Annotated in this window: 15 protein-coding genes and 1 pseudogene; 3 read left to right on the top strand and 13 right to left on the bottom strand. The window is 40.8% G+C overall.

The window, feature by feature from the left end; all coding sequences use genetic code 11:
- Positions 1 to 15 precede the first annotated feature (15 nt).
- The 6 genes from ACYQ3L_RS26670 to ACYQ3L_RS26645 form a co-directional block, all read right to left on the bottom strand.
- On the bottom strand, positions 16 to 2,841 hold the full coding sequence (locus tag ACYQ3L_RS26670; RefSeq protein ID WP_379994220.1) for a triple tyrosine motif-containing protein: 2,826 nt from the start codon (positions 2,839 to 2,841) through the stop codon (positions 16 to 18).
- A 161-nt stretch (positions 2,842 to 3,002) separates the two neighbouring features.
- Positions 3,003 to 4,184 carry a TolC family protein gene (locus ACYQ3L_RS26665; RefSeq protein ID WP_379994219.1) on the bottom strand — a complete coding sequence of 394 codons (1,182 nt, stop codon included), beginning with the start codon at positions 4,182 to 4,184 and terminating at the stop codon, positions 3,003 to 3,005.
- 17 nt (positions 4,185 to 4,201) lie between these two features.
- Positions 4,202 to 7,300: an efflux RND transporter permease subunit gene (locus tag ACYQ3L_RS26660; RefSeq protein WP_379994218.1), complete on the bottom strand. Its 3,099-nt coding sequence runs from the start codon at positions 7,298 to 7,300 to the stop codon at positions 4,202 to 4,204.
- 141 nt (positions 7,301 to 7,441) lie between these two features.
- Positions 7,442 to 8,695, bottom strand: coding sequence for an efflux RND transporter periplasmic adaptor subunit (locus ACYQ3L_RS26655; protein WP_379994217.1), 1,254 nt, complete (start codon positions 8,693 to 8,695; stop codon positions 7,442 to 7,444).
- 90 nt (positions 8,696 to 8,785) lie between these two features.
- Entirely contained in the window at positions 8,786 to 9,241 is a 456-nt protein-coding gene (locus ACYQ3L_RS26650; protein WP_379994216.1) for a DUF6769 family protein, read from the bottom strand.
- Positions 9,242 to 9,289: 48 nt separating this feature from the next.
- The gene (locus tag ACYQ3L_RS26645) at positions 9,290 to 10,255 is read right to left on the bottom strand and encodes a DUF5106 domain-containing protein (protein ID WP_379994215.1); all 966 of its coding nucleotides are present in this window, start codon (positions 10,253 to 10,255) and stop codon (positions 9,290 to 9,292) included.
- Positions 10,256 to 10,535: 280 nt separating this feature from the next.
- Between ACYQ3L_RS26645 and ACYQ3L_RS26640 the strand changes: the two genes are divergently transcribed.
- Entirely contained in the window at positions 10,536 to 11,186 is a 651-nt protein-coding gene (locus ACYQ3L_RS26640; RefSeq protein WP_379994214.1) for a hypothetical protein, read from the top strand.
- 84 nt (positions 11,187 to 11,270) lie between these two features.
- On the opposite strand, the gene ACYQ3L_RS26635 is transcribed toward ACYQ3L_RS26640, so the two are convergent.
- Together ACYQ3L_RS26635 and ACYQ3L_RS26630 are read right to left on the bottom strand one after the other, a co-directional pair.
- Positions 11,271 to 12,494 (bottom strand): IS4 family transposase, encoded by a 1,224-nt coding sequence (locus ACYQ3L_RS26635; RefSeq protein WP_459952373.1) that lies wholly within the window; start codon positions 12,492 to 12,494, stop codon positions 11,271 to 11,273.
- A 162-nt stretch (positions 12,495 to 12,656) separates the two neighbouring features.
- On the bottom strand, positions 12,657 to 14,816 hold the full coding sequence (locus ACYQ3L_RS26630; RefSeq protein WP_379996978.1) for an elongation factor G: 2,160 nt from the start codon (positions 14,814 to 14,816) through the stop codon (positions 12,657 to 12,659).
- A 1,105-nt stretch (positions 14,817 to 15,921) separates the two neighbouring features.
- On the opposite strand from ACYQ3L_RS26630, the gene porW reads away from it, so the two are divergent.
- Together porW and ACYQ3L_RS26620 are read left to right on the top strand one after the other, a co-directional pair.
- Positions 15,922 to 19,539, top strand: a complete 3,618-nt coding sequence (gene porW, locus ACYQ3L_RS26625; RefSeq protein WP_379996976.1) for a type IX secretion system periplasmic lipoprotein PorW/SprE — start codon at positions 15,922 to 15,924, stop codon at positions 19,537 to 19,539.
- A gap of 126 nt (positions 19,540 to 19,665) precedes the next feature.
- Complete coding sequence (locus ACYQ3L_RS26620; protein ID WP_379996974.1) at positions 19,666 to 21,774, top strand: DUF349 domain-containing protein; 2,109 nt, start codon at positions 19,666 to 19,668, stop codon at positions 21,772 to 21,774.
- Between the two features lie 93 nt (positions 21,775 to 21,867).
- Here ACYQ3L_RS26620 and ACYQ3L_RS26615 read toward each other — a convergent pair whose 3' ends face one another.
- From ACYQ3L_RS26615 to ACYQ3L_RS26595, 5 genes and pseudogenes are all read right to left on the bottom strand, one after another.
- Entirely contained in the window at positions 21,868 to 22,980 is a 1,113-nt protein-coding gene (locus tag ACYQ3L_RS26615; protein ID WP_379996972.1) for an ABC transporter permease, read from the bottom strand.
- Positions 22,981 to 23,067: 87 nt separating this feature from the next.
- Positions 23,068 to 24,174, bottom strand: coding sequence for an ABC transporter permease (locus tag ACYQ3L_RS26610; RefSeq protein ID WP_379996970.1), 1,107 nt, complete (start codon positions 24,172 to 24,174; stop codon positions 23,068 to 23,070).
- A gap of 15 nt (positions 24,175 to 24,189) precedes the next feature.
- Positions 24,190 to 24,918, bottom strand: a pseudogene (locus tag ACYQ3L_RS26605) (ABC transporter ATP-binding protein); the annotation flags it as partial.
- Positions 24,919 to 24,932: 14 nt separating this feature from the next.
- Complete coding sequence (locus ACYQ3L_RS26600) at positions 24,933 to 25,844, bottom strand: ABC transporter ATP-binding protein (protein ID WP_379996966.1); 912 nt, start codon at positions 25,842 to 25,844, stop codon at positions 24,933 to 24,935.
- The gene (locus tag ACYQ3L_RS26595) at positions 25,841 to 26,044 is read right to left on the bottom strand and encodes a winged helix-turn-helix domain-containing protein (protein ID WP_379996964.1); all 204 of its coding nucleotides are present in this window, start codon (positions 26,042 to 26,044) and stop codon (positions 25,841 to 25,843) included. The genes ACYQ3L_RS26600 and ACYQ3L_RS26595 overlap by 4 nt, the downstream gene beginning before the upstream one ends.
- Positions 26,045 to 26,054: the final 10 nt, after the last annotated feature.

Here is a 26,054-nt window from a genome sequence, read left to right as displayed (position 1 = left end):
AATGAATTAATACGATCAATCTATTTCAAGAAAAAACTCATTCAAGTTCTGGGAAGGTTGGATATTTAATTTTTTTCGCAGCCTGTAACGGCTGTTTTCTACGGCTCTTATCGAAAGATTCATCAACGAAGCTATTTCTTTTGTCTCCAAATTTAGCTTGAGACAGGCACAAAGCCGGAGGTCATTGTTCGTCAATTGAGGATATAAGGTCTTCATTTTTTTAAAGAATCCGGTATGTTTCTCTTCAAATTTTATAAGGAACATTTTCCAGTCATCTTCAGAGTTCATGTTATTATTGAGGAGAGAATTTATCCTGTGATATAAAGGCAATAACGCATTTATCTTGTTCTTTGAATAGAAATCATCCACTATATCTTTTATTCGCAGAATCAGTTCATTTTTTTGTATGATAAATGAGGTCTGAGTAAGCAATTCTGCGCTTTTCTGTTCCACTTCCTGCTGTAATTCTCCTGCTAATACCCGCAAACGCCTTGTTTCACGCTGCCTGATTTTCTGCAAATGAAGGTTGCGGTAGCGGCGAAGGATCAGCAACCATGTAGTATATAATATTCCGACTATTATCAGTATATAAAGCATATATGCCCAGATAGTCTGATACCAGGGAGACAGTATTTCGAATTCATAGGAAACCGAATCTGAAAAATTACCCAGACTATCTATTGTCCGTATCATAAACCTATATTTTCCCTGGGGAAGCCGGGCATAAGAAACGCTATTGACTTTTTGAGGCACAGACCAGTCCTTATCCACATTTTCCAGCATATACTGAAATGATAAGTTTGAGGCAAACGCATTATTGGATGAAAAGGTAAATGTTACAGTATTGAAACTATAAGATACTTCTGTACTTTTTGTTATATCCTTATATTCTATATGGCCGTCAATATTTACAGTCCGCATAGATTCAAAATACGGAGCTAACAATTCTTTATAAAGGCTATTTTTGCTTTTCGTCGTTTTATTGTATAGCAGAAACCCATTATCGAGACAGATGAGGCTCGTGGTTTCATTTAGTATGGAAACATTCTCATATGCATTAACAAGAGACAAGTTCATTCCCAAATTATAATTCTCTGTTATAGCTATTTCATAACCATCGTAGAAAAACTTATATATAGCAGCCTCTGTCAATGCCCAAAACTGATTTTCTCTTATCGGAATTATCTGCCTTATATTATGCACGGTACTGAAACATTCATTCAGCAAAGAACTGGACACAATCTTGTTTTCAATATCATCATATGTATAAAACCGATTGTCCCCCAGTAAAACTATACGCCCTCCAACCTTAAATATTTTCAGTTTATAAGGTAATCCGTCCTTATTATTACCTCCATAATATGAAAAAGACCGGAAACCCGAAAAATCATCTTCCAGCTTACAACGATATACTCCCCTATTGAAATGTTCGAGCCATATGTTTCCTAAATGATCAAACTCAGCATTTATGATTGGTTCGGATATCTGGCCGGGAGTATAAACCCGGCCTGTTTTCTTATCTACTATCCTTATCGAACTATATGTGGAAAGCACCAATAAATCATGATCCCTTACCTTAGCTTCAGACAAGTTATATATACCCGTACCTATAGCAAATGCGTCGGTAACCGACAGGTTTTTATGAATTTCCTTCAACCCTTTGTTATGGCAACAATATAGAACGCCATCAACAACCTTGAGTGCCCAGACCTGACCCTGTGTCCCATCTATCAGTTTCATATCGGAGAGAGCGTTCGGCTTATTCAATCCCTCTTTCTCTATGTAAAACACACCCTGATTGGTACCAATAAAGAGCTTATTATCCCAAAGCACGGCACAATACACAGCTCCGGTATTTCCTCCGGGATCTGTATAACAACTCATATTCTCAATGTATTGAATATATGCTATTCCACGATCCAGTGCAGCCCAGATATTACCCAGATTATCTTCATACAAAGAAAGCACCGTATTATTCTGGAGTGTATTTTCGGAAGATATATGGTCTATAATCCGCCCATCAATGTCAACCTCGTAGATCCCATCCAGAATAGTACCCAGATAATACGATCCTTTCGAAGACAATACCCCGCAACTCAGTTCCTTTAAATTCATTATACCCGAAAGCTGCGGATTCCACTCTCTAAAGCTCTTCCCGTCATAGATATAAATACCTTTGGATGTAGTGCCTATCAGGTATTGATCTTTCTTGTAAGGCAGAATAACACGGACGTCCGTACCTTCAAAAAACTCGCTCCCCTCTATTTTCTCCAGCCTATCCCCCTTCAGGCGGAAAAGCGAACCCAGCATTTGTTGTACAAGAAATTCATCCCGTACTTTTGAAAGGAACAGGAAGCCTTTCTCGGACGGTATTCGCTTTACCGTATTATAGTCATAAACATATATAGAGCTAAACGACTGGAAATAGACACAATCGCTCGCAATCCAGATTTTCCAGAAATCATCATTTTTGAAGAGCGCCTTATCCAGGCTATCACTTAAGGAAGTGTAAACAAGCTTCCCCGAAATATCTCTATCCCAGCGGCCAAATTCTTCGTAGCTCCCTGTGAATACGGTTTTGTGCGACATTACTGCAACAGACCTGGCGATCAATGAATTCGGTATCCGGTTAAGATTCCATTCTATACCATCAAATTCGAGCAATCCTATATCATTCCCGAAATACATAGTACCTCTTTCATCCTGTCCTATCGACCAGTTTTTGTTATCAGCCTGATATTTTTCCCTGTACAAGTTTATAATATGCGGCTTATTGGAAAAAGCAGAGATGGTAGTTAGCAGCAGTATGATTAAGATAATATATCCGGATAATCGCTTCATAAGGTCCACAGTTTTAAGAAGGGTTCTATTTTGACATTCAAAAATAGCATAATTTTATTAAAATAACATCTCTAAGTCCACTTGGTTCACCGGATGTAAACGGAGCAAAGGCATCCGCTATTGCCAACGGATGCCTTTCATGCATATAAATTGTAAAAAAACTATCGTTCCCATTGCTGCAACTCACTCACAGCTAGCTGATAATCCCTTTCCGTTTCATAATACTTATCTGTCGTTTCATAATATACCGAAAGTTCCAACAGATAGTTTATGAGAGACAACTGGCCTTTATCCAAAGCCTTTTTCAACAAATCGCGATTGTTCGTAACCTTCAGTGTCTCCTGATATTCATTCAGTAATACAGAAAGCTTAGAGGCTTTATCATATTGATTCTTTAATACATTCTGAAATTGCAGTTTGGTATCAGCGTGCTGCATCTGCAAAGCTACAGTCTGCGCTTTACGGTGCTTTACGGTATTCTTTCCTTCCCATAAAGGGATGGAGACACCAACTGTAAAACCCTGCAATGTAGTACCGAGAATACGTTCGCTTGTGTAGCCGGCTGTAATTTTCGGCAGATTCAGTGCGCGGGTCAGTTGCTCCTGTTTTTTACTCAACTCAATTTCTTGTTCGGCCAGACGCAACGAGGGATTGTTTTCTTTTACCCTTTCGAACCATTCTGTAAAATCAAGCGGAAAAAGGTAGTCCGGATAATCACCGAACGAATATGGGACCGGCTCCCCACCATTCAACCGTTGTAGTTCGGCTTTCAGCGTATTTATTTCAACCATGTTTATCTGATACAACTTTTCTGTATTGAGTAAATCCAGTTTGGTTTTATTCCTCTCCAGAACATCTATATCTCCCTGGTTGAAACGTTTCTGGTAAGCATCAGACAATTCCCTGGCAGACTCCAGACGCTGGGCCAGTTGTTCATTCAACTTTGTCCGGTAGGTAAGTTCCACACACAAAGCGCGTGCCTGCTGCATAATCTCCCTGTGTTGTTGGTCATAGGTCAGATCGACCTGCTTATTCTTACCTGCTGCTAACTGAGATTTGTAGCGGTAAGCAGTAGGAAAATCGAAAGATTGCGTTACATTCAGATCCGTACGGTTGCCTTCTCCGGCAGGACTCCCCCAGAGATAACCGAATTCAACTTCAGGATTAGCCATATTTATGCCGGTCCTGTTACCGATCTTATCGGCATTGGCTTGTTCCCGGTACGCCTTCAGTGTTGTATTGTTCGCTTCTATGCTTCCCAACACCTTACTGAATGTATCCTGTGCCTCAACACGAACAACAGACAGCAGCGATAATAAAAGTATATATATTACTGTTCTCATAATTTGATTCTTTTTTGTCAAACAACCTCTTGTTTTACCTCTTTACGGTTTTTCAGCATCCTGTAGATAATAGGTACGACATACATATTCAATAAAGTGGACGTCAGCAACCCTCCGAGTATAACTTTTGCCATAGGGCTTTGTATCTCATTCCCCGGAAGATCTCCCTGAATAGCCAATGGAATAAGGGCTAACCCCGAACACAAAGCAGTCATCAAAATAGGATTCAGACGATCAAGAGATCCTTGCAGAATACTCTTATTCACAGAATATCCATGATTACCCAAATCATTGTAATGCGCCATCAGCAAAATGCCATTCCGTGTCGCAATCCCGAATAATGCTATAAATCCGATAATGGCAGGGATACTTATTTCTCCCGAAGTAAACAAAATAGCATATACTCCCCCGATAAGGGCCAACGGAAGATTTAGAAGTATTACTGCCGATTGAGTGATATTCCGGAACTGATTGAACAACAATAGAAATATAATCATAATAGCAAAAACAGACACAATAAGCAATATTCTCGATGCGGCCTGTTCACTTTCGAACTGTCCTCCATACTCGATGTGATAACCCTCCGGCAACGTAATATCCCCGTCGACCTTTTCCCTGATATCATTAACTACACTGCGCAAATCGCGATCGGCGACATTGGCGGAAACAACAATTTTACGCTGTGCATTTTCACGGTTTACGGTGTTGGGACCTGTGGATGAAGTTACCACCGCAACATATTCAAAAGGTATTTTCTTATCGCCGGCATCTATCATCAGATTCCGTATTTTGTCCGCCTGATCTTTATAATCGTCCGATGCTTTCAATGTGAGGTCAAAGCTTTTACCATCCCTGTAAACTTGCGATACAACTTCCCCGGACAACATGACTGTTACAAAATCGGAGAATTGCGGCAATGTAATTCCGTATTTTGCCAGCATCTCACGCTTTGGAGTTATCTTCAATTGCGGACGCTCTACCTGTTGTTCTACATTCAGGTCGGCAACACCCTCGATACTTTCTATCGAAGATTTGATTTCATTACCTAACGAATACAACTTATTCAGGTCCGTACCAAACAATTTAATCGCAATATTGGCTTTTGTACCCGAAAGCATATGATCTATACGGTGCGATATAGGTTGCCCGATTTCGACACTGATACCGGGAATAGCGTTCAGCTTTTCGCGAAGCTCGGCTATCATCTCATCCTGTGAGCGGTCTTTGAGTATAAACGGGGCTTCTATCTCCGATGTATTTACGCCGAATGAATGTTCGTCAAGCTCTGCCCGGCCTGTCTTACGGCCTACTGTCTGTATCTCGGGTACACTAAGGATGGCCTGCTCGGCCATAGTTCCTATTTTATCCGATTCTTCCAGCGATATACCCGGTAAGGTATTTATCGTAACAGTAAATGAACCTTCATTGAACGGAGGTAAAAAGTTACGTCCGAATGTAAAGAATATGATAATAGCGGACACTAACAATACTCCTGTCACTCCCAGTACAATTTTCTGTTTTTCTAATGCCCAATGCAGGCTTTTTTCATAAACAGCTTTTAATTTAACCACAAAGACAGGTTCTTTCTCCTCCTTATTCTTCTTGTTCTTACCCAACAGATAACTACATAATACGGGAGTCACTGTCAGAGCGACAACGGTCGAGGCAAACAATGCTACAATAAAGGCAATACCCAGTGGCACAAGCATACGCCCTTCCATCCCACTAAGGAAAAACAACGGGATAAAACTGGTGACAATAATCAGTGTAGAATTAAGTATCGGCATACGTACTTCCTTCGAGGCCTCGAAAACGACAGTCAGCACGGAGTGTTGTTCTTCTTTCGGCCTTTGCCTGTTTTCACGCAAGCGTTTGAATACATTTTCCACATCAATAATAGCATCATCTACCAGAGAACCGATTGCGATAGCCATCCCTCCCAGGCTCATCGTATTAATTGTCAGTCCCATTAGTTTCAGAGCAAGGATCGAGGTGAGCAACGACAAAGGCAGAGCCATCAAGGAGATAAATGTAGTACGCCCGTTCATCAGGAATATAAACAGGATAATAACGACAAATATCGCTCCTTCATACAGCGATTTCTGTACATTATTTATCGAGTTGTTTATAAATCGTTCCTGACGAAATATATCTGTGGATATTTTTATATCGGAAGGAATATTCTTCTGTAATCCGGCAAGAGAAACATCCAGTTTATCAGACAGTTCTATTGTATTGGTATTCGGTTGTTTGGTGACAGTTATCAGTATGGCAGGTTTTGTCTTCTCCGAAGCTATTCCCAGTCTCGGAGTTTTTGCTCCTATCTTTATTTCGGCTACATCGCTGATAAGGATAGGACTTTCGCCTACCTTTTTTACAACGGCCTTACCCAATTCCGATATATCAGCGCTTTGGAGTACACCTCTTACAATATATTCATTCCCATATTCGTACAAGATGCCTCCGGACGCATTCTGATTCATATTGCGTGTTACCTGCAATACTTCATCAAGAGTCACACCATAGTGCTTCATACGCCCCGGATCGATGAGTATCTGATATTCTTCTATATCGCCGCCTATTACCGTAACCTGAGCCACACCACCGGTAGATAGAAGCCGTGGACGGATTGTCCAGTCAGCGATAGTCCGCAAGTCGAGCAATGAAGTAGAATCGGAAGTAAGACCGATAATCATTACTTCCCCGAGGATTGAAGACTGAGGTCCCAAAGTAGGTTGGCCTATATTTTCGGGCAGGGCATCACCCAATGCGGCGAGTTTTTCGGTAACAATCTGACGGGCCTTATATATATCGGTACCCCAATCAAACTCGACCCAGACCACTGAAAACCCGGTAGTAGAGGACGACCGCACACGACGTACATCCGTAGCTCCGTTTACAGCCGTTTCTATAGGAAAAGAAACCAGGCGTTCCACTTCTTCGGGAGCCATTCCGTTTGCTTCGGTCATTATCACTACGGTAGGCGCATTCAGATCGGGAAATACATCTATTTCCATATTCTTTGCGGTATAGAACCCGCCTATAAGCAGGAGCACCGCGCCAATCAACACCACAAGACGGTTGTTGAGTGAGAATTGTATTATTTTATTCAGCATAAATAAGTTACAAGTTGACGAGTTACAAGTTACAAGCAATAAGATGGTCTACTGCATGTATTTTTCTGTATCTACTGGTTAATTTGTCCATCATGTGCATATTTGCTAATTTTCACATTGGCATATTGACACATTAATAATTTAGTGTTCATGAGCATGAGGAATAGCCGCTGAAGCCGATGCCAGTTTAATATGATATGCACCTTTACTTACAACCTTATCTCCCGTCTTTAATCCCGAAAGTATTTCTACAAGACTCCCGTCATTTGTTCCTATCCTGACTTCCTGTTTTTTGTAGGCATCGGGATGAGTCTGCAAATAGACGAAATAAACGCCTTGTTCCTCTGTAAGAGCAGAAGCGGGAATCGCCAGGACATTTTCCCTCGGCTGTCCCAACAGATAAACTTCCACATAAGAGCCGGAAACAACCTGCCCTATATTGTCAAACTCAAAGTTAGCTGGTAGATAATACTCCTGACTGTTTGTTGAACGGCCGTATGAGACAATGCGGCCGTTCAGATCTGAAAGACGGTAAACCGTATTGTCATACGAAGTTTTGAAGTTAGCGGATGTAATGCTTCCCAAATCTTTATAATAGCGCTCCGACACATCGGCCCGAAGTTGCAACTTCCTGTTCTGTGTCACAGTCATTAATGGCTGGCCCACATCCACATATTGACCTTCGGATACCAGTTTACTTTTTACAAACCCGCTGATAGGAGCAGAAATACTGATGCCTCTTGCTGTGGAACGCTGACCTATGGCCTGATATGATACTTTTGCATTCTCATAATTCAGCTTTATCTCGTTGTATTCTTTTTGTGAAATCAGTTTATCCCCGATCAGGGATTCTGCGCGTTGGTACTCGCGTTGAGCTATATCATACGCTGTTTTCGCTTTTACGGAAGGGTCTCCATCTACAAGGTTTTTCGAGGAGATGCTGACCAGAGACTCGCCTCCTTTTACAGTTGCACCCTCATTCAGCGATGCTTTATTAAAAGATACGATACCGCTCGAAGTAGCGGAAACAGTTACTTCATCGCCTTGTGCCGATAATATCTGCCCGCCGGTCTTTATCACCTGATGAAACTTGTCAGGCTTTACGTTAAACACTTCCAAACCAGCCTGCCTGGCCTGTTCGGGTGTAAATAATATTTCATCACCATGAGCCTGTTCTTCTTTTCCATGATCGTGATCGCATTCTTCACCCCCGGCATGGTTGTGCTCAGCCTCTTGTTCATGGTCATGATTGCACTCCTCACCTTCTGCATGATTATGCCCCTCTTGCGATTCGGATGTATGATTGTGTCCCGCGTGATCGTCTGTTTTAGGTTTGGAATTACAACTCCATAATATCGCCAACAGACAGGCGAAATAAATTATATATTTTTTCATTATTCTTATTTTTTAGATTTTCTGACATAACAAAGAGTGAGGTTTTTTACTTCCTCTTCTCAATGACATAGATAAAGTTTCTATAAAATATTAACCTAAAAAATAAGATACGGGAGGAGCGCGCAGACTTTTTACTGAGCCTACGAAAGGAGGAATATAGTTTTCTAAATACGGTTTCTGTTGTAACCTCTGTCCAAATTCGGGAGCTTCCAGATAAAGCTCACTCAGAGGATTTATTGTAAACAATAAGGACAAGCAATTAGCGCAGGGAAGTATATCGTCATGAAGATCATTATTCTGTCGAAGAACGATTTCTTTCAGATCGCAGTCTTCTGAAGATGAATGATGGTGATGCTTGTCATGCTCGCAACAGCAGTCTCCTAAGTCGTCATGTTGACCCGAACAATGATGTTGATGAACGATTTCCTCCAGAGAGAAGCAAACGGCACCATCATGATGGGAATGAGGTAAAACAGAATGCGCCAATAAGAATATATTGGCAAGCATCAATAACGTCAGAGTAAGCAGTCGTTTTACCTTTTTCATATATGCAAAGATATGATTTTTTCTTAAAAAAACCTGATATCCTCTTCATCAATCGGAAAATAGCATTGGGTTATGATCCTTTATGTAAGATTCTATTTTCTGGGCAGTAGCATCCTTTAGTAATATGCGCTTATCCTTGTCTAAAAGATAAAGCGTAGGAATTGCTTTCAGATCGTAGACTTTCTTGTTCAACACCGTTTGATTCTTGTCATAACCGTTTATCCATGACGCAGGAATATCCTTCTGGTGATTTTGCCAGATACTTAAGTCTGCATCAGGATAAAAAGTCAATACTTTAAGCCCGCCTGACTCGTGTATCTTATTTATAACGGGGGATTGTTTCAAATAAACTATATTTTCGGCACAGGTATGACAATCGGGATTGTAGAACATCAGCAAAGTATATCCCGCATCTAATCTGTGAAGTGTACCCGTTTTTCCGGAACTCAGGGTATAGGTGATATCGGCGGCTATCTGCCCGGGCCTGTTTTTTTCCATCATTTCCAGCTTAAATCTGATTTTCTCCTTTTCTACATCACCTGTTACAGAATCAGTCAGTATATATTTAGCCACGGGAATATAATACTCTTCATTACGCATAAAGGAATTAGGATCATACAGATACTTCTCGAAGTTATTTGTGAAGAAAAAATACATCTCCGGTGTTTTCTGATGCTCTGCCTTCTTCAATAAAGCGGCTATAGATTGTTCGGCAATATTCTTATCTGCTACAGGCAAAATCTGTACATAATTAGCAAGAGCCTGCTCGGTTATATCAGGCAGATGGATATATGTTGTATCTGAAAAATCGAAATTATCCCAGTAATGGGTAATCAAAAAATTGGCTCTGTCCACAGGCGCGGTAAGTTCTTCCGGTACCTCCGGCAATTCCACAGCCGTTCTCTCCTCAACTTCCGTTTCCTGTGCAGATGCATTATTCTGCAATGGTTTGCTATTACTACAAGAATAAAAACCAAGTACGGCTATAACGGCTATTAGTATAAAGTATTTCATATCCTATATCAATTAAATATCTGCAAAGATAGCATTTTAACATTTTATATTAAAACAAAGAAGAGCAGTAATAGTTTGATTCTCTTCGTTTTTTGTATTATGTCAGATATCATCAAAATAACAGGGGCTAAAGACAAAATCCGGGGATATAACGGGTATTAAATAAAGAGAGCTATATTTATATAACCGAATTTGAAACAGTTTCTTAACCGTCTCCGGGCAATCTCCAGATAAATAATCCCTATCTTTGGTTTATAAATATGACCTAATAAAAAACAATATGAAAAAAATCCTAGTGCTATTATTGTCTGTGATAATACTTACTCCCTCCTGTAGCAACGAATCGGAAACTGAGATCTCACCATCGGGAGAAAGCAATAATGGGCAAAAGACAGAGACTTATGTATTTAGCGGTATCAAGTATTCCTTCCGGGAAGGCGACGGCGTAGAGGAATCTTTATATACAGCCCCTTCTATAGTATTTACCAATAAGACTGCTTCTGAAATAACTGTTTCTTCCGTAAATCCGGTTTGTGAAGACCTGAAGCAGAAATCCCAATTTATGCCTGAGAACAAGCCTGAACAGAATATAGAGATAAACGATTCTATAACAATCGGAATACCGTATAGCGTAGATTCTGACACGTTTGAGAAAGAGAAATGGTTCACTGTCAGCGGCAATACCGAATGGAAATATTCGGAGTTGCCGGAGGAATCTGCAGATACAACTAAGATTGCAGATAAACTGACCGTCCCGTCATTCAAAAGCCTGAAAGTGGACAGGACTTTCAAGAAACGCGTAGTACGGACATCATACATAGCCACATTCGTAGGTAAAGAGACAGGCAAAGTGGTTGAAGTCTACGGAAAATGGGAAGGAGTTGGATATTCCACATTCTCAGTAGAACTTAATGAATTGGAGATTGAATAAAGCGGCACGTATTGATAAACCAGATAAAAAAGAGTACCGTATTGGCAGGAGTGGTCGGAAGAAATTCCGATCACTTTTTGTTTTCTACGTTTTGAAGAAAATAGAAGGATCACCACCACACTGCACAACAATCATAGATATAATCAGGTTTCTCAATTCCATGGAAAATCTTCTTTTAGCAGTTTTATATCCAAGTTTATTAGCCTGTTTATATATCAAGATAAGTATAGCCACAATCAAAGTCATATATAGGATAACTTTTATTCCATTTTTATTGAGTGACACAAGAGTACTCACATTTAGTTCCTGCTTTATAAATCGGAAGAATACTTCGATATCCCACCTTCGCCTGTAAGCGTCCGTAATATCTTTGGCTGATAAGTTAAGCACATTGGTGATAAACCAAAATTCTTTATCAGGATCATCTTTGCTTTGTGCTACAATTAAGCGAAAAGGTACTTCTACCAGCTCTTCTTTGTAATGGATATTACCTCGTTTATTATTAATAGGCTTACCGGTATATAAATAAACTTCACTATCTTTCAAAAGCATCAAACTACCCAAGTCTAGATCAATATCATCGCTTTTCAAGGATTTTAGTTCAACATGTTTTCGATTCTCTTTTGCTCTTATTATAAAAGGGATAGATTCTCCGGAAAAATCTTTCATGGTTCTAGCTGACTGCAATCCTCTGTCCAAAATGTAAATATTGTGATGTCCGGTTTCTTGTTTCACATGACTTCTTATAACCTCAGGTAAAGCTGTTTCTTCGCCAGAGTATTTGGAGTCTGTAAATATCTTAACATCACAAGGTAAAATGCCATCAAAAGCAATGCTATACTTAACTGACTTCTTTCCGTTTTTATGGTCAATACCTTCTTCTAAGAGTTTGCTACAAGCTTCACTTACCATTGAAGAATCAACTCGTATCAGATTATATTCCTCTTTTTCTGTCGATGAATAGGCTGCTGAGAATTGTTCATAAATACATTCATATATTTGTTTGAAGAAGTCCGCATCAATCTTAGAAAGCCGTTCTGATATGGAACTTCGGCGAACACTCTCTGATTTGTCTAAGTTAAAAAGCATCTTGAAGACTGGATCATTAAAGGTATCCTCTAAGGTTCGCTGACTTAATCTGTCATTCTCTAAAATGCCATACATCAAAAGGTAAAACAATTTCTTGCCATGCAGAACTTTTGAATAATAGTCAACTTTTGTATTTTCGGATAAATGACTTAAAAGTGCCTCTGGAATAACTCCCAATAGTTGATTTATTCCAATCCTATGATCTTTAAATATTGCCATAAATATATGATTATCAATACTTAAAGATAATAAAACTATGTGATAAAAACAAACATAATCAGCTTAATATCAAATGATTATATAAAAAAATAGTCGGAAGATATTTCTTCCGACCACTCCTGCCGTATTGGTACTCTTTTCTTCTTTATTATATCAGATTAATCAATCTTCCTCTTTCTGACTTGCCTCGTACTCTTTCAATAACTTGTCCTGAACATCGGACGGTACAAGCTCATAACTCGCAAACTTCATAGTAAACGAAGCACGGCCTCCGGTCAGTGAACTAAGCGAAATAGAATAGTTAGCCATTTCTTTCAACGGCACTTTGGCATTCAGTATCTCTATACCCTTGTCGCTTTCCATTCCCATAATCATGGCACGGCGATTCTGGAGGTCTCCCATCACATCCCCCATCCTATCCGATGGAACAGTTACTGTCACATCATAGATCGGTTCCAGGATTTTCGGGCCCGCGTTCCTAAACGCTTCGCTAAACGCGTTACGTCCCGCAAGCATAAATGAGATTTCATTGGAGTCTACCGGGTGCATCTTTCCATCATAAACAACCACACGGACATCACGCGCATACGAGCCTGTAAGAGGGCCTTGTTCCAGACGCGACATCACCCCTTTCAATATAGCCGGCAGGAAGCGTGCATCGATAGCACCTCCGACAATACTGCTGACAAAGACAAGCTTGCCACCCCAATCGAGTTCATAAGTTTGCACATCGCGTGACTGCACCTTAAACTCCTGTCCGTTAAACTTATACGTATCCGGCAATGGCATTCCTTCTGTATACGGCTCTACAACCAGATGTACTTCTCCAAACTGTCCGGCACCTCCCGACTGCTTCTTGTGGCGGTAATCCGCGCGTGCAGCCTTCGTTATGGTTTCACGATACGGAATCTTAGGTTCGGAATAAACAATAGCTATCTTATCATTGTTTTCGATCCTCCATTTCAATGTTTTCAGGTGAAATTCACCTTGCCCGGATACGATAAGTTGCTTCAGCTCTTTCGAGTTTTCGATTACCCATGTAGGATCTTCCTCATGCATACGCTGCAACGCCTCGTTCATCTTTTCCGTATCCTTCTCATTTTCGGCCTTTATAGCACGACGGTATTTAGGGTCCGGATATTTTATAAAGTTAAACTTATTATCCGCGCCTTTTGCATTCAGGGTATTCCCTGTACGCACATCTTTTAGTTTCACTGCCGCACCGATATCTCCTGCCACCAGTTCTTCTATTTTTGAACGCTGCTGTCCGGCGGGACAGAAAATCTGGCCGATACGTTCTTTCGAACCTCTGTCGGCATTTATCAGGTCGTCCCCTTCATGCACCTTACCGCTCATTACCTTAAAGTAAGAAACTTCTCCCACATGCGGCTCAACCATTGTCTTAAAGAAGAAAAGGCTGGTAGGCGCCTCCGAATCCGGCTTCACTTCTACCCCTTCGGTATTCACAGGCGCAGGCTGGTCGCGTACGTAAGGCACCACATTACCAAGGAATTCCATTGTACGGCGCACACACATATCTTTTTCGGCAGATACGCAGAATACCGGGAACAAATCCCTGTTCACCAACCCCCAACGGATACCCATACGCATTTCGTCTTCAGTCAGCGTCCCTTGTTCAAAGAATTTCTCCATCAGGGACTCTTCGTTTTCCGCAGCTGCCTCTATCAGTTTTTGCTGCAATTCGGTTGCCTTATCCAATTCTTCGGCAGGTATATCGAGAACCTCAGGAACACCACCTTCAGGTTTCCATCGGAACATTTTAAATTTCAAAACATCGACAACAGCATTAAAACCTTCCCCGCAATTGATCGGATATTGTATTAACACTGCCTTTTCGCCATAATCGGCTTTAAGTTGGGAAACCACATTATCAAAGTCTGCCTTTGGATGATCTAATTGGTTAACAATAAAGATCACCGGTTTCTTAAATTTTTGAGTATATCTCAATTGGTTTATAGTGCCCACTTCCATTCCATACTGGGCGTTCAGCACCATCAGCGCTGTATCTGTCACATTTAACGAGGTAACGACATTTCCCACAAAGTCATCTGATCCCGGACAATCAATAAAGTTAAGTTTTCTATTCATCCATTCCACAGAGAAAATGCTGGAAAAAACGGAATATCCGTATTCTTTTTCCACGGGGAAATAGTCCGAGACTGTATTTCCGTCCTTTACACTTCCTCTGCGTTTTATGACACCCGCTTCGTAGAGCATGGCTTCGGCGAGAGTGGTTTTGCCCGCTCCCGAACTACCAAGAATAGCTATGTTCTTGATTTCTTGTGTTTGGTAAGTTCTCATGGCTAAAAATGTTTTACATGGTTAATATTATTATACCTTTTACCAAAATAGCCTCATTTTGAGGCGACATTTCCAAAATTAGTGAAATGTTTTGAGGAAATTATCATTTTTGTCATGCTAAATATAGTAACATGTTAAAAAAATTCTATTTGCCTTTAAGTTTTTTCACTGATATCGGCTATCAGCCGGGAGAATCAATTAACAGTTAACAGTAAACAGTTAGCAGTAAACAGTATTTCGCGTAGAGACGCTAAAACGCAAAAGGTAACAAAGGTAACACGGAAAGCAATTAAGAATTAAGAATGAAAAATTAAGAACCAACGGTCAGCGGAGCTAATTTTTTTTCCTCGTAACTCGTAACTGCCCTAGGGCGAAGAAATAACATTCGCCGAAGCGAAGGCGAGGTAAACTTGTAACTGTTAAAAGGTAACAAAGGTAACAGATATGTCAGTAAACAGTCAACATAGCAGTCATTAGTCTACAGCTCGTAACTCGTCGTATCTCGTCTACTTGTATCTCGTGTCTCTTTTACTTGTAACTGCCCTAGGGCGAAGTAACTCGTAACTGCTTTAATCAATACTTCAAAGAACTAAAAGCTGTCAGCTATTATATAGATAAATCTGTAAAAGAAAAGTGACAGTAATGGCAAAAGTTTATATACTGCTCTTACAGGGCGTTTACCGAAGATCATTATTTATACCCAAGGCGTTACCGTTGGGTTGAAATATGTAACCCTTTCAGGGTTATTTTAGGCTGAAAGCCTGATATACGATAGCCCGCACCGGGTATGGGTAACGCTCCTGAAACGGCGCCCTGAAACGAGAAACATGGAGAGAATGACAAAAGGGATATCTATCCATAACATTGTTGTAAACTGCTCGTCTTTTCCATAAATAGTTACAAGCTGAGTAATACAAGTTGTTTACTGCTAACCGCTCGCTATTCACAGTTCACTGTTCCTTACTATCTGTTTACTGAAAAGTACAGACCAAACAATAAATTGTTTATTTTTGTGTTTTATTATATGTAATAATCAGCCGTCGAATTATACGTGTCACAAAACAAAACGGTATGTACACTATGTCTTGGACTAAGTGTACTGTTAGTGTTCTTATTAGTATCGTGTTCTAACCAGAAGAACACCGCTTTGACACGCTTTTACCATTCCGTAAATACCCGTTATAATATCCATTTCAATGCGAACGAAGCGTATAAGGAAACCCTAAAGGCCAGAAGTCAGGGTCAGGAAGATAACTTTTCGCAAATGCTGTATATTTTCCCCGACAATTCGGACTCTGCCTCTATGCAGGCTCCCGGCGGAAGTTTTACAACTACCATAGACAAAACGACGAAGGCTATAAAGTTGCACTCCATAAAAGCAAAACCCCGCCGCGACCCTAAACGCAGGAATGACGAAAAATACCAGGCATGGCTTCAGCAAAAAGAATATACCCCTTTTATGGATCAGGTATGGCTCCTGCTGGCTAAGGCCGAATTTTATGAAGCCAATTACCTGCGGGCGATAACCACTTTCATGTATATCACAAAGATATACAGTTCTGATCCCGATATTGTAGCCGAATGCCAATTGTGGATCAGCAGGGCCTACACAGAGATGGGATGGATGTACGAGGCCGGCAATATATTGTATAAGATGGAAATTGCGGGAGGTGCTCCCGAAAGCCAGAAAGCACTGTATTCGGCTGTAAAGGCAAATTATCTGGTAAGAAATAAAGAATACGCGGAAGCTGTTCCTCATCTGGAATATGCTATAAAGAAAGAAAAGGATAAGAATCAAAAACTCCGCTTAAAATATCTGCTGGGACAATTACATATCGAAACGGGAGATAAAACCGCCGCCGCTAAGGCTTTCTCGAATGTATACGGGATGAATACTCCTTATAAGTTTACATTTAACGCCAAATTGCAGGAATTACAACTCAATGCGTCCAGAAAAACATCCGACGTGATCTCTTCCCTCAGGAGTATGGCTAAAAATTCGAAGAACAAGGATTACAAAGATCAGGTATACAATACCATCGGGAACATATACCTGCAACAGCAAGATACGGCTATGGCTATAGAAAATTACCGCACCGCGATAAAAGAAAGTGTCCGCAACGGATACGATAAAGCTATGGCACAGGTAGCGCTTGGAGACATCTATTTCAACAGGAGGAATTTTATTCCGGCCCAGCCCTGTTATTCCGAAGCTTTACCTCAATTGAAAAAATCAGATATGAATTATCCGCGTGTCGCCTTTCGTTCCGGTGTTCTGGACGAATTGGTTGTGCATGCCATCGTTGTTTACGAACAGGATAGTTTGCTGCATTTGGCGAGCCTTCCCGAAGAACAACGTTTGGAGATCATTCATAAAAAGATAGACGAACTAAAAAAAGAGGAAGAAGAGCGCCTGCAAAAAGAGGAAAGGCAGAAGCGGGTAGAAGAACAAGAGAGCCGGATCTCCAGTTGGGACCAACTGGAAACAAGCTTATCCAATAACATCCCGCAAAATCAGGTATTTCAGCCGGGAACGGCAGGTCTGCAAGGGTCGGATACTCAATTCTATTTCTATAACGAGCAAACTGTATCCCAGGGAAAAGTGGCTTTTCAGAAGCAATGGGGAAACCGCAAACTGGAAGACGACTGGCGCAGGCGGAGTAAATCGGGTATATCTCCTTTGGATAAGTTGGATGAAATAAACCGATCAGACTCTATAAGTATAGGCAAGACGGGCTCAGTACCGGAAGATACGGCGGTTTCAGGGGAGAAGGGCGCTATAGAAGACAAATATTCCGTGGAATACTACTTACAACAATTACCGCTTACCGAGGAGGCTGTAAAAGAAGCTGACGAACTGATCGAGAATGCCCTGTTCAACATGGGAAAAATATACAAAGACAAGCTCGAAGACATGCCTCTGGCTATAGAGACCTTTAATACGGACATAAGCCGTTTTCCTGCCACGCCTAATCTGGAAGAAATATATTACCAGTTGTTACTGATATACATGCGGCTCGGCGATCAGGATATGCTGGCTGTGTACAGGAATAAATTACTGACCGAATTCCCTCAGGGGCAATATGCGACACCGTTGTCCGAACCTGATTTTGAATGGAATTTCAGGCATATGCCACTCCTGCAGGATTCGTTGTATAATGAAGCCTATGATGCTTATAGTAAGGCCGATGTACAGATTGTGAGAAATAATTATCAGGCTATGAGGGCAAAATATCCGTTTACGGATATGATGCCCAAATTTGCTTTCCTGAACGCCTTATCTTATGCTCAGACCCGCGATATAAAAGCATTGGGTGATAATCTGACCGAAGTAGTACAAAAATATCCGAAAGCGGACGTTACTCCACTGGCTACAGAAATCCTGGAAAGGATAAAAGAGGGCCGCATCATTCTGGCCGACGGCACACCTATTACAGAGTTCGATTGGAGCAAAGCGTATCTGGGAGACAGTGCAATGGTTGGCCAAAACGGAAAAACATTGGCTTATAGTGACAGTTTGAACACAGAGTATTTGTTGTTACTGATGTATAAATCAAATACTATAGACCGGAATGAATTACTCTATCAGGTAGCTGATTATAATTTCTCCAATTACGTGATTCAAACATTCGACCTGAATTTCGACACCGAGCCACCATACGATATTTTGCAGGTAAAGGGATTCGAATCGTTTGCCAATATCAGGTCGTATATGAATAAGGCCTTTGGCGAAGAAGGGCTGATGCATAAAATGGATACTTCTATACTGGCGCTACCAATCTCGGTCGATAATTATACAAATATGCTTCCCCGGCTGGGACTGGATCAATATATGATATTCTTCTCAGAACATTATGAAAAACAATTGCCTCAATTGGTCGCATATTGGAACAATAAGGGGATAATTGACAGTCTGACAGTACAACCGGCTACTGATGAATCCAATGTAACATTACCGGAATTGCCAGATGATATCACCCAACCGGAAAAAGAAGAGGAAATTATAAAGAAGGATGATGAAGTTGTCAAACAACCAGAACAACCTGTCAATGATAAACAAATAAATGCTGACGACCTGCTTACTAAAGAACAATTGGAGAAAGCCGGAAAAGTAAATGATGTAATAGAATCTGTCGAAGATATTGTAAATAATCCGGTGGATGGCATCAAAAACTTGTTCGGTAAATATAAAAACAAAGAAAATCTGACCAAGGAAGAAAAAGCGGAGCTGAAAGAGCAGCAACGCCAGGAGAAACAACGCCAGAAGGAACTGAAAGCAATAGAAAAAGCCAGACAGGATTCTATCGGCAAGATTGAGAAAATTAAGGCTGATGCTATAGCCAAAGCAGAAAAGGCAGCCCAGGATTCCATAAAAGCTGTAGAAAAGCAACGCCAGCAACAAATACAACTGGAGCAACAGCAGAAGAAAGATGCAGAACGCGCTGCGATTAAGGCAAGAGAGGACGAGCGCAAGCAGAAAGAGAACGAGCGTAAAGAACGTATCCGGCAGCAGGAAGAACGGCAACGGCAACAGGAAAGAGAACGCAAAGACAAAGAGAAAGCCCGCGAAGAAGAACGTAAAGAAAAAGAACGCCAGCAAAAAGAACGTCTTCGTCAACGTGAAAAAGAACGTGATGAAAAGGAAAAAGCCCGCGAAGCAGAGCGTAAAGAAAAGGAAAAACAAGCCGAAGAAAAACGAAAAGAGCAGGAGAAAGATAGATGATAATACCCTATTTTAGCTACGTTAGTTAAAAAACTTTATATTAATAGTTGATATGACAAAAAAAAATGATTAATTTGCCGTGCGAAAAACATAAGGTATTACCTACATCCATTAAAAACTAACTATATGAACGAGAACCTAGAGCCCAAATTGCCTGTGGGAGACTCTTCTGACGAGAACAAAGCCGAAGAAACAAAGCCGGTAGAAGCAAATGTTGAAGCGGTGGAGAATATATCTGCTGAAAAAGAATCCCCGGCTGAAAATATAGAGCCAGTAAAAGATATAGAGCCAGTTGAAAAACCAGAGCCAGCGAAAGATGCTGAAACTGTAGAAGAAACTGTAGCTCCGGATACTACTGAACCTATAGAAGATGCCGTTCCTGAAGTTCCTGAAGCAGAAGCTAAAGCTGAAACTGCGGCAGAACCGGAAGAATCAACTACTGCGGCAGAAAAAGACGAGTCGGAAGACGACACAGAGCAACCAGAGGCAACAGAGGCTCCTGTGGCAAAGCATGCATCTTTAACAAAGGATGAGATAATAGAAAATTTAAAAAATCTTGCATCACAATCCGAATTACCTTCGCGTACAGATGTGGAAAGCCTGAAACAGGCATATTATAAACTTCGTTCGGCGAGTGTAGAAGCAGAGAAAGCCGCATTTCTGGAAGACGGCAATGACGCTGAAGCTTTCACGCCTACACCCGATCCCAGTGAAGATGTGGTGAAAACTTTCCTAAACGAGATAAAGGAAAAGCGGGCAAGTAATGCTATTGCCGAAGAAAGACTTAAAGAAGAAAACTATAATAAGAAGATCCAGATAATAGATTCGATAAAGAATCTGACTGAAAGTTCAGACGACTTTAACAAGTTGTATAAAGAATTCAAAGACTTACAACAGCAATGGAACGATATAGCGTTGGTTCCTCAGGCCAAGGTGAAAGAACTATGGAAATCATATCAGATTTACACAGAGAAATTCTATGACCTGATAAAGATAAACAACGAGTTCCGCGATTATGATTTCAAAAAAAATCTGGAACTGAAAACGTCCATTATTGAAGCCGTAGAAAAACTGATGGAGGACGCAGATGCCGTATCAGCATTCCATCAGCTTCAAAACTTCCATCAGCAATGGCGCGAGATAGGCCCTGTAGCAAGAGAACTCAGAGAAGAGACATGGACGCGCTTCAAAGATGCATCTACGGCAATAAATAAAAAATACCAGACACATTTCGAGTCTTTGAAAGGAAAAGAAGAAGAGAATCTGGCCGAGAAGACAGCTATTTGCGAAACCCTCAAGACAATTGATTATTCTACGCTTAATTCATTCAAAGATTGGGATGAAAAAAGCAAGGAAGTAATTGAGTTGCAGGCTAAATGGAAAACCATTGGGTTTGTGCCTAAAAAGGTGAACACACAGATATTTGAAGAGTTCAGGGCATTGTGCGATACATTCTTCGAACGTAAAAGCGAATTTTTCAGAGGGGTGAGGGACGAGATGGATATCAACCTCGAGAAAAAACGTTCTTTATGCGAACAGGCAAAAATGCTGAAAGACAGCACCGAATGGAAATCTACAGCAGATAAACTCATAGGTATACAGAAAGAGTGGAAAACCATCGGTCCGGTTCCACGTAAATATTCGGATGCTATCTGGAAAGAGTTTGTCACTGCCTGCGATTATTTCTTCGAACAGAAAAAGAAGAACGAATCTTCACAAAAAGGTGAAGAACTTGAAAATCTCACAGCAAAGAAAGAAGTCATAGAGAAGATAAACAATATAGACCAATCTTTGGAAGCATCGGAAGCAATCGCCCAGGTGCGTTCTTTAGCTGATGAATTCCATAAAATAGGATTCGTTCCGTTTAAAGAAAAAGATAGGATTTATAAAGAGTTTCATCAGGCCGTAGATGCCCATTACGACCGCTTGAAAGTGGATAAAACCGAACGCCGTTTCGAAGCATTCAAGTCGAATATGAAGGATATGTCAAAACAAGATAATCCCAAACGGGTATTATACAAGGAAAGGGATCATCTGATGCACCAGTATAATAAGGTGAAAACAGATCTTCAAACTTATGAGAATAATATGAATTTCCTTTCTGTTTCATCTAAAGGTGGCGGAGGACTATTGAAAGACATTACTCATAAGATAGAGAATCTGAAAAATGAGATGGACTTGCTTGTGAAGAAGATAGAGGCCATTGATGAAAACCTGAATGAGTTAGAAAAATAGATAATTCTTATCTCAGAATATAAAGAAAGGACACCTGAAAAAGTGTCCTTTCTTGTTTCTATCAATGTGAAAATCAGAGGATTTTTTTTTGATTCAATTGGTTTTCTTATAGCTGATTACCGCCCATATATTAAAGAATAATGCAAATCCGATGAGGACAACCATATGCCTTGTCATATCTGCCAATGCGCTCCCTTTCAGGAATACCATACGCATGACTTCTATAAAATATCTCAAAGGATTAGCCATCGTAATGATTTTTGCCCACTCCGGCATACTGTTTATGGGAGTAAACATACCACTCATCAAAATCAGTACGATAAGGAAAAAGAACATCACAAACATGGCCTGTTGCGTTGTATTCGAATAATTTGAGATAACCAGTCCCAATCCCGAAACTACAAGCGTGTAAACACCTGCAAAGAGGCCGATAGAGAGAAGGCTTCCCGAAGGAGTCAACCCATACACAAAAGCGGAAAGCAGAAAACAAACCGTCAAGACAATACCTCCGATAATCCAGTATGGGATCAATTTTGCGAGAATAAAAGTAAACTTGTTTACAGGTGTCACATTCATCTGTTCGATAGTTCCGGCCTCTTTTTCACCGACTATGTTCAGGGCAGGAAGGAATCCTGCAAGTAGAGTGAGTAACATAACCATCAGTGCCGGCACCATGAACACTTTGTAATCCAGATGCGGATTGAACTTATTCTGAGGTACTATATTGATTACCGGCAGAATTGTCTTTGTGCCTGCGTTTACCCATTCACCCCGTATTTCACTCCCGAAGTCATTAAGAATAGAAGTCATATAGGACGAACTCAGCCCTCCTTTGACGCCATTCACAGCATTTGCCGAAATCATTACATTGGCAGTCCCGTCCCTTACGAGGTCCCTTTCAAATCCAGGTTGTATTTCCAGTATAATATCCGCTTTACCGGATTCTATACTCTCCAAGGCTTTATTATTCGACGCAGAAACATCAGTCAGAATAAAATACCCGGAAAATGTTATTTTATTCACAAGACGTTCCGAATAAGAGCTATGGTCATTGTCGACAACACTCAGGCTGATATCTTTTATCTCCTGATTCGCCGCCCAAGGCATAACAAGCATCATCATTACAGGCCAGACCATTATCAATTTCGGAAGGAATTTATTCCTCAGAATCTGCTTGAATTCTTTCTCGATAAGAAACTTTATCATATTATTCGCTTTTAGCTGTCAGACATTAGCCTATAGCCTTTTTCCTGTATTTTCCAACAGCTGATGGCTATAAAAGCCAACAGCTTATTAAGTGAGCCTTGTTTTGAACTTCTTTAAACTTATCATGATCAGGAATATTGCCATTATCAACAGTATTGTCATCTCTTTCCATACAAATATGACACTAACACCTTCTATCATCAGTTTCCTTACAGCCGATATATACCATTTCGCAGGTATGATGTCCGAAAACCATTGAAGAGCTACAGGCATACTTTCTACAGGAAATATCATTCCCGAAAGTAGCATCACCGGCATCATAAAGCCCATACCCGAAACCAGCATGGCGGCGACCTGTGTATCCACAATCGTAGAGACAAGAAGCCCCAGAGCCAATGCCACCATAATAAAAATGACCGAAACAATTGTCAACCAGAACAGGCTGCCCGCAACAGGGACCTGTAATACAAAGACCGACAAAAGGAGTATCGTGGACAGATTGACAAAAGATAGGGTGAAATACGGAACCATTTTTGCCAGAATAATATATATAGGCTTAACAGGTGATGCCAATAATATTTCCATTGTTCCCAGTTCCTTCTCGCGTACAATGGCTATGGATGTCATCATGGCGCATATTAGCATCAATATAAGTCCCATTACTCCCGGGACGAAGTTATAGGCACTTTTAAGCTGAGGGTTATACAGCATTCTTATTTCAGGTATAATCCGGAAAGGGAGCTGGTATTCCCGCATCAGTTCCTGCTGATACGAAGATATAATACTGGCCGCGTAACCGGACAGCATACTGGCCTGGTTAGGGTCGGTGGCATCGGTTATAAGCTGTACGGATGCTTCCCCCGTATGAAGCAGGTTATCGCTGAAATTCTCTCCGAAGACGACTACCAGATTTGCCTTCCCTTCTTTGAATACTCTATCTATATCATCAGGGTTATTCAAGACTTCTGCAACGGTAAAGTATTCGCTGGCCTGCAATTGTTCCGTGATACGCTGCGTAGAAATATCTTTTGATGGATCGAATATCGCAATCTGAGTATTTTTCACTTCGGTAGTGATGGCAAAGCCAAAAAGGATAATCTGCACGATAGGTATGCCAAGAAGAATAAGCATGGTACGCCTGTCGCGAAATATGTGGAAGAATTCTTTTTTGACGAAGCTTATGAATTGTTTCATAATAGTTGAAAGTTATTAGTTATCCCCCCTTTGTGCTTTCCTCGCCAATTGCTGAAATACTCCGTCCATACTATCCGCATTGAACTGATGGCGAAGATTGTGAGGAGTATCCAAAGCCTCTATCTTACCATCGACCATAATAGATACCCTGTGGCAATATTCAGCTTCATCCATATAGTGAGTAGTGACAAATACGGTGATACCTCTGTCCGATGCCTGATATATCAGTTCCCAGAATTGCCGGCGTGTGGCAGGATCGACACCTCCGGTAGGTTCATCGAGAAAAACGATCTTAGGTTCGTGAAAGATAGAGACCGAGAAAGCCAGTTTCTGTTTCCAGCCGAGGGGTAGTTCTTTTACAAGCGTATTACGTTCATTTATAAAACCCAGTTCGGTAAGTATCTCGTCGGTTTTGGCAGCTATCTGTTTGTCTCTCATCCCATATATTCCTCCAAACAGTCGCATATTCTCCCACACCTTCAAGTCTTCATATAAAGAAAATTTCTGGCTCATATAGCCTATATTCCTCTTTACATTTTCCTGCTGCCTGGCAATATCGAACCCGGCAACCATGCCTTTTCCCGAAGTTGGATAGCTCAATCCGCAGAGCATGCGCATCGCAGTTGTTTTCCCGGCTCCGTTTGCTCCCAAAAATCCGAATATCTCACCTTTATCTACACTGAAAGAAATATTATCTACGGCCGTGAAATCGCCGAATTTCTTTGTGAGATTTTCCGTCTGTATTACTTTTTCTGTCATTATTCGTTATTTTGAGCCAATTGCATGTAGCAATCTTCTATCGTTGCCTGAATAGCATGTATTTCTATACTCTTATGTTGCATATCAGCAAGATAGGTTTTCAGTTCGGCTATATTCAGATTACCACTGACTGTGATATGATGTGTTTCCCCAAATGTGAAGCAGCTTTTCACCATATCGTATTGCCGTAAATCCTTTAACAACCGATACATCTGATCACTCTTTACCGACCATAACGGTTCGGAAAACCGGTCTATAATATTTTGCGGTGTATCTACCTGCAAAAAACTGCCTTGCTGAATAAGTGCAATACGGTCGCAAAGCGTAGCTTCGTCCATATAAGGAGTAGATACAAGAATGGTGATATTCTGTTCTTTCAGTTTTCTGAGCATCTCCCAGAATTCCTTTCGAGAAACCGGATCTACTCCGGTTGTAGGCTCGTCGAGAAATAATACGGAGGGTTTATGTATAAGGGCGCAACTTAGTGCCAGCTTTTGTTTCATACCTCCCGATAACTTACCGGCTCTCCTGTTTTTGAATGGTTCTATCTGCTGGTAAATATCTTTTATCAGATGATAGTTTTCCTGAATGGTCGTATTGAATACGGTAGCAAAGAATTCGAGATTCTCTTCTACTGTCAAATCCTGATAAAGTGAAAATCTGCCCGGCATATAGCCGATTCGTTTGCGTATCTCCTTATAATCACCGACGACATCAAGCCCATCGACTGTAGCTGTACCGCTATCAGCCAGAAGTAATGTGGTAAGTATGCGAAAAAGACTAGTCTTACCTGCTCCGTCGGGGCCGATAATACCGTATATCTCACCTTGCTCCACATCGAAACTGATATTGTTCAGAGCGTGAACATTGAGGTACTTTTTATTTATATTCTGTACTGAAATCGCGTTCATTTGTTTAATTCAACATACAGATTATCATCCTTTTCCAGATAATGTATTTTATCTTCTCTCGAAAGCCAGCCAAGGGTGAGATATACATACATCTGTCTGTAACCTGTTATTTTTTCTATATCATCAATTGTCATCATACCCCTTTCGCAGAGTAATTGCCATATCAATCCAGCATCAGCACTAATAAGATTATTCAACATATGCAATAAA

The sequence above is a fragment of the Dysgonomonas termitidis genome (assembly GCF_054657735.1).
Note: the sequence above shows the minus strand (reverse complement) of the source record. Positions and strands in the feature narration are given on the sequence as shown.

Coding starts and splice junctions, on each gene's coding strand:
- ACYQ3L_RS26670 (WP_379994220.1), bottom strand. CDS start 2,841: ATGAAGCGATTATCCGGATATATTATCTTAATCATACTGCTGCTAACT.
- ACYQ3L_RS26665 (WP_379994219.1), bottom strand. CDS start 4,184: ATGAGAACAGTAATATATATACTTTTATTATCGCTGCTGTCTGTTGTT.
- ACYQ3L_RS26660 (WP_379994218.1), bottom strand. CDS start 7,300: ATGCTGAATAAAATAATACAATTCTCACTCAACAACCGTCTTGTGGTG.
- ACYQ3L_RS26655 (WP_379994217.1), bottom strand. CDS start 8,695: ATGAAAAAATATATAATTTATTTCGCCTGTCTGTTGGCGATATTATGG.
- ACYQ3L_RS26650 (WP_379994216.1), bottom strand. CDS start 9,241: ATGAAAAAGGTAAAACGACTGCTTACTCTGACGTTATTGATGCTTGCC.
- ACYQ3L_RS26645 (WP_379994215.1), bottom strand. CDS start 10,255: ATGAAATACTTTATACTAATAGCCGTTATAGCCGTACTTGGTTTTTAT.
- ACYQ3L_RS26640 (WP_379994214.1), top strand. CDS start 10,536: ATGAAAAAAATCCTAGTGCTATTATTGTCTGTGATAATACTTACTCCC.
- ACYQ3L_RS26635 (WP_459952373.1), bottom strand. CDS start 12,494: ATGGCAATATTTAAAGATCATAGGATTGGAATAAATCAACTATTGGGA.
- ACYQ3L_RS26630 (WP_379996978.1), bottom strand. CDS start 14,816: ATGAGAACTTACCAAACACAAGAAATCAAGAACATAGCTATTCTTGGT.
- ACYQ3L_RS26620 (WP_379996974.1), top strand. CDS start 19,666: ATGAACGAGAACCTAGAGCCCAAATTGCCTGTGGGAGACTCTTCTGAC.
- ACYQ3L_RS26615 (WP_379996972.1), bottom strand. CDS start 22,980: ATGATAAAGTTTCTTATCGAGAAAGAATTCAAGCAGATTCTGAGGAAT.
- ACYQ3L_RS26610 (WP_379996970.1), bottom strand. CDS start 24,174: ATGAAACAATTCATAAGCTTCGTCAAAAAAGAATTCTTCCACATATTT.
- ACYQ3L_RS26600 (WP_379996966.1), bottom strand. CDS start 25,844: ATGAACGCGATTTCAGTACAGAATATAAATAAAAAGTACCTCAATGTT.
- ACYQ3L_RS26595 (WP_379996964.1), bottom strand. CDS start 26,044: ATGTTGAATAATCTTATTAGTGCTGATGCTGGATTGATATGGCAATTA.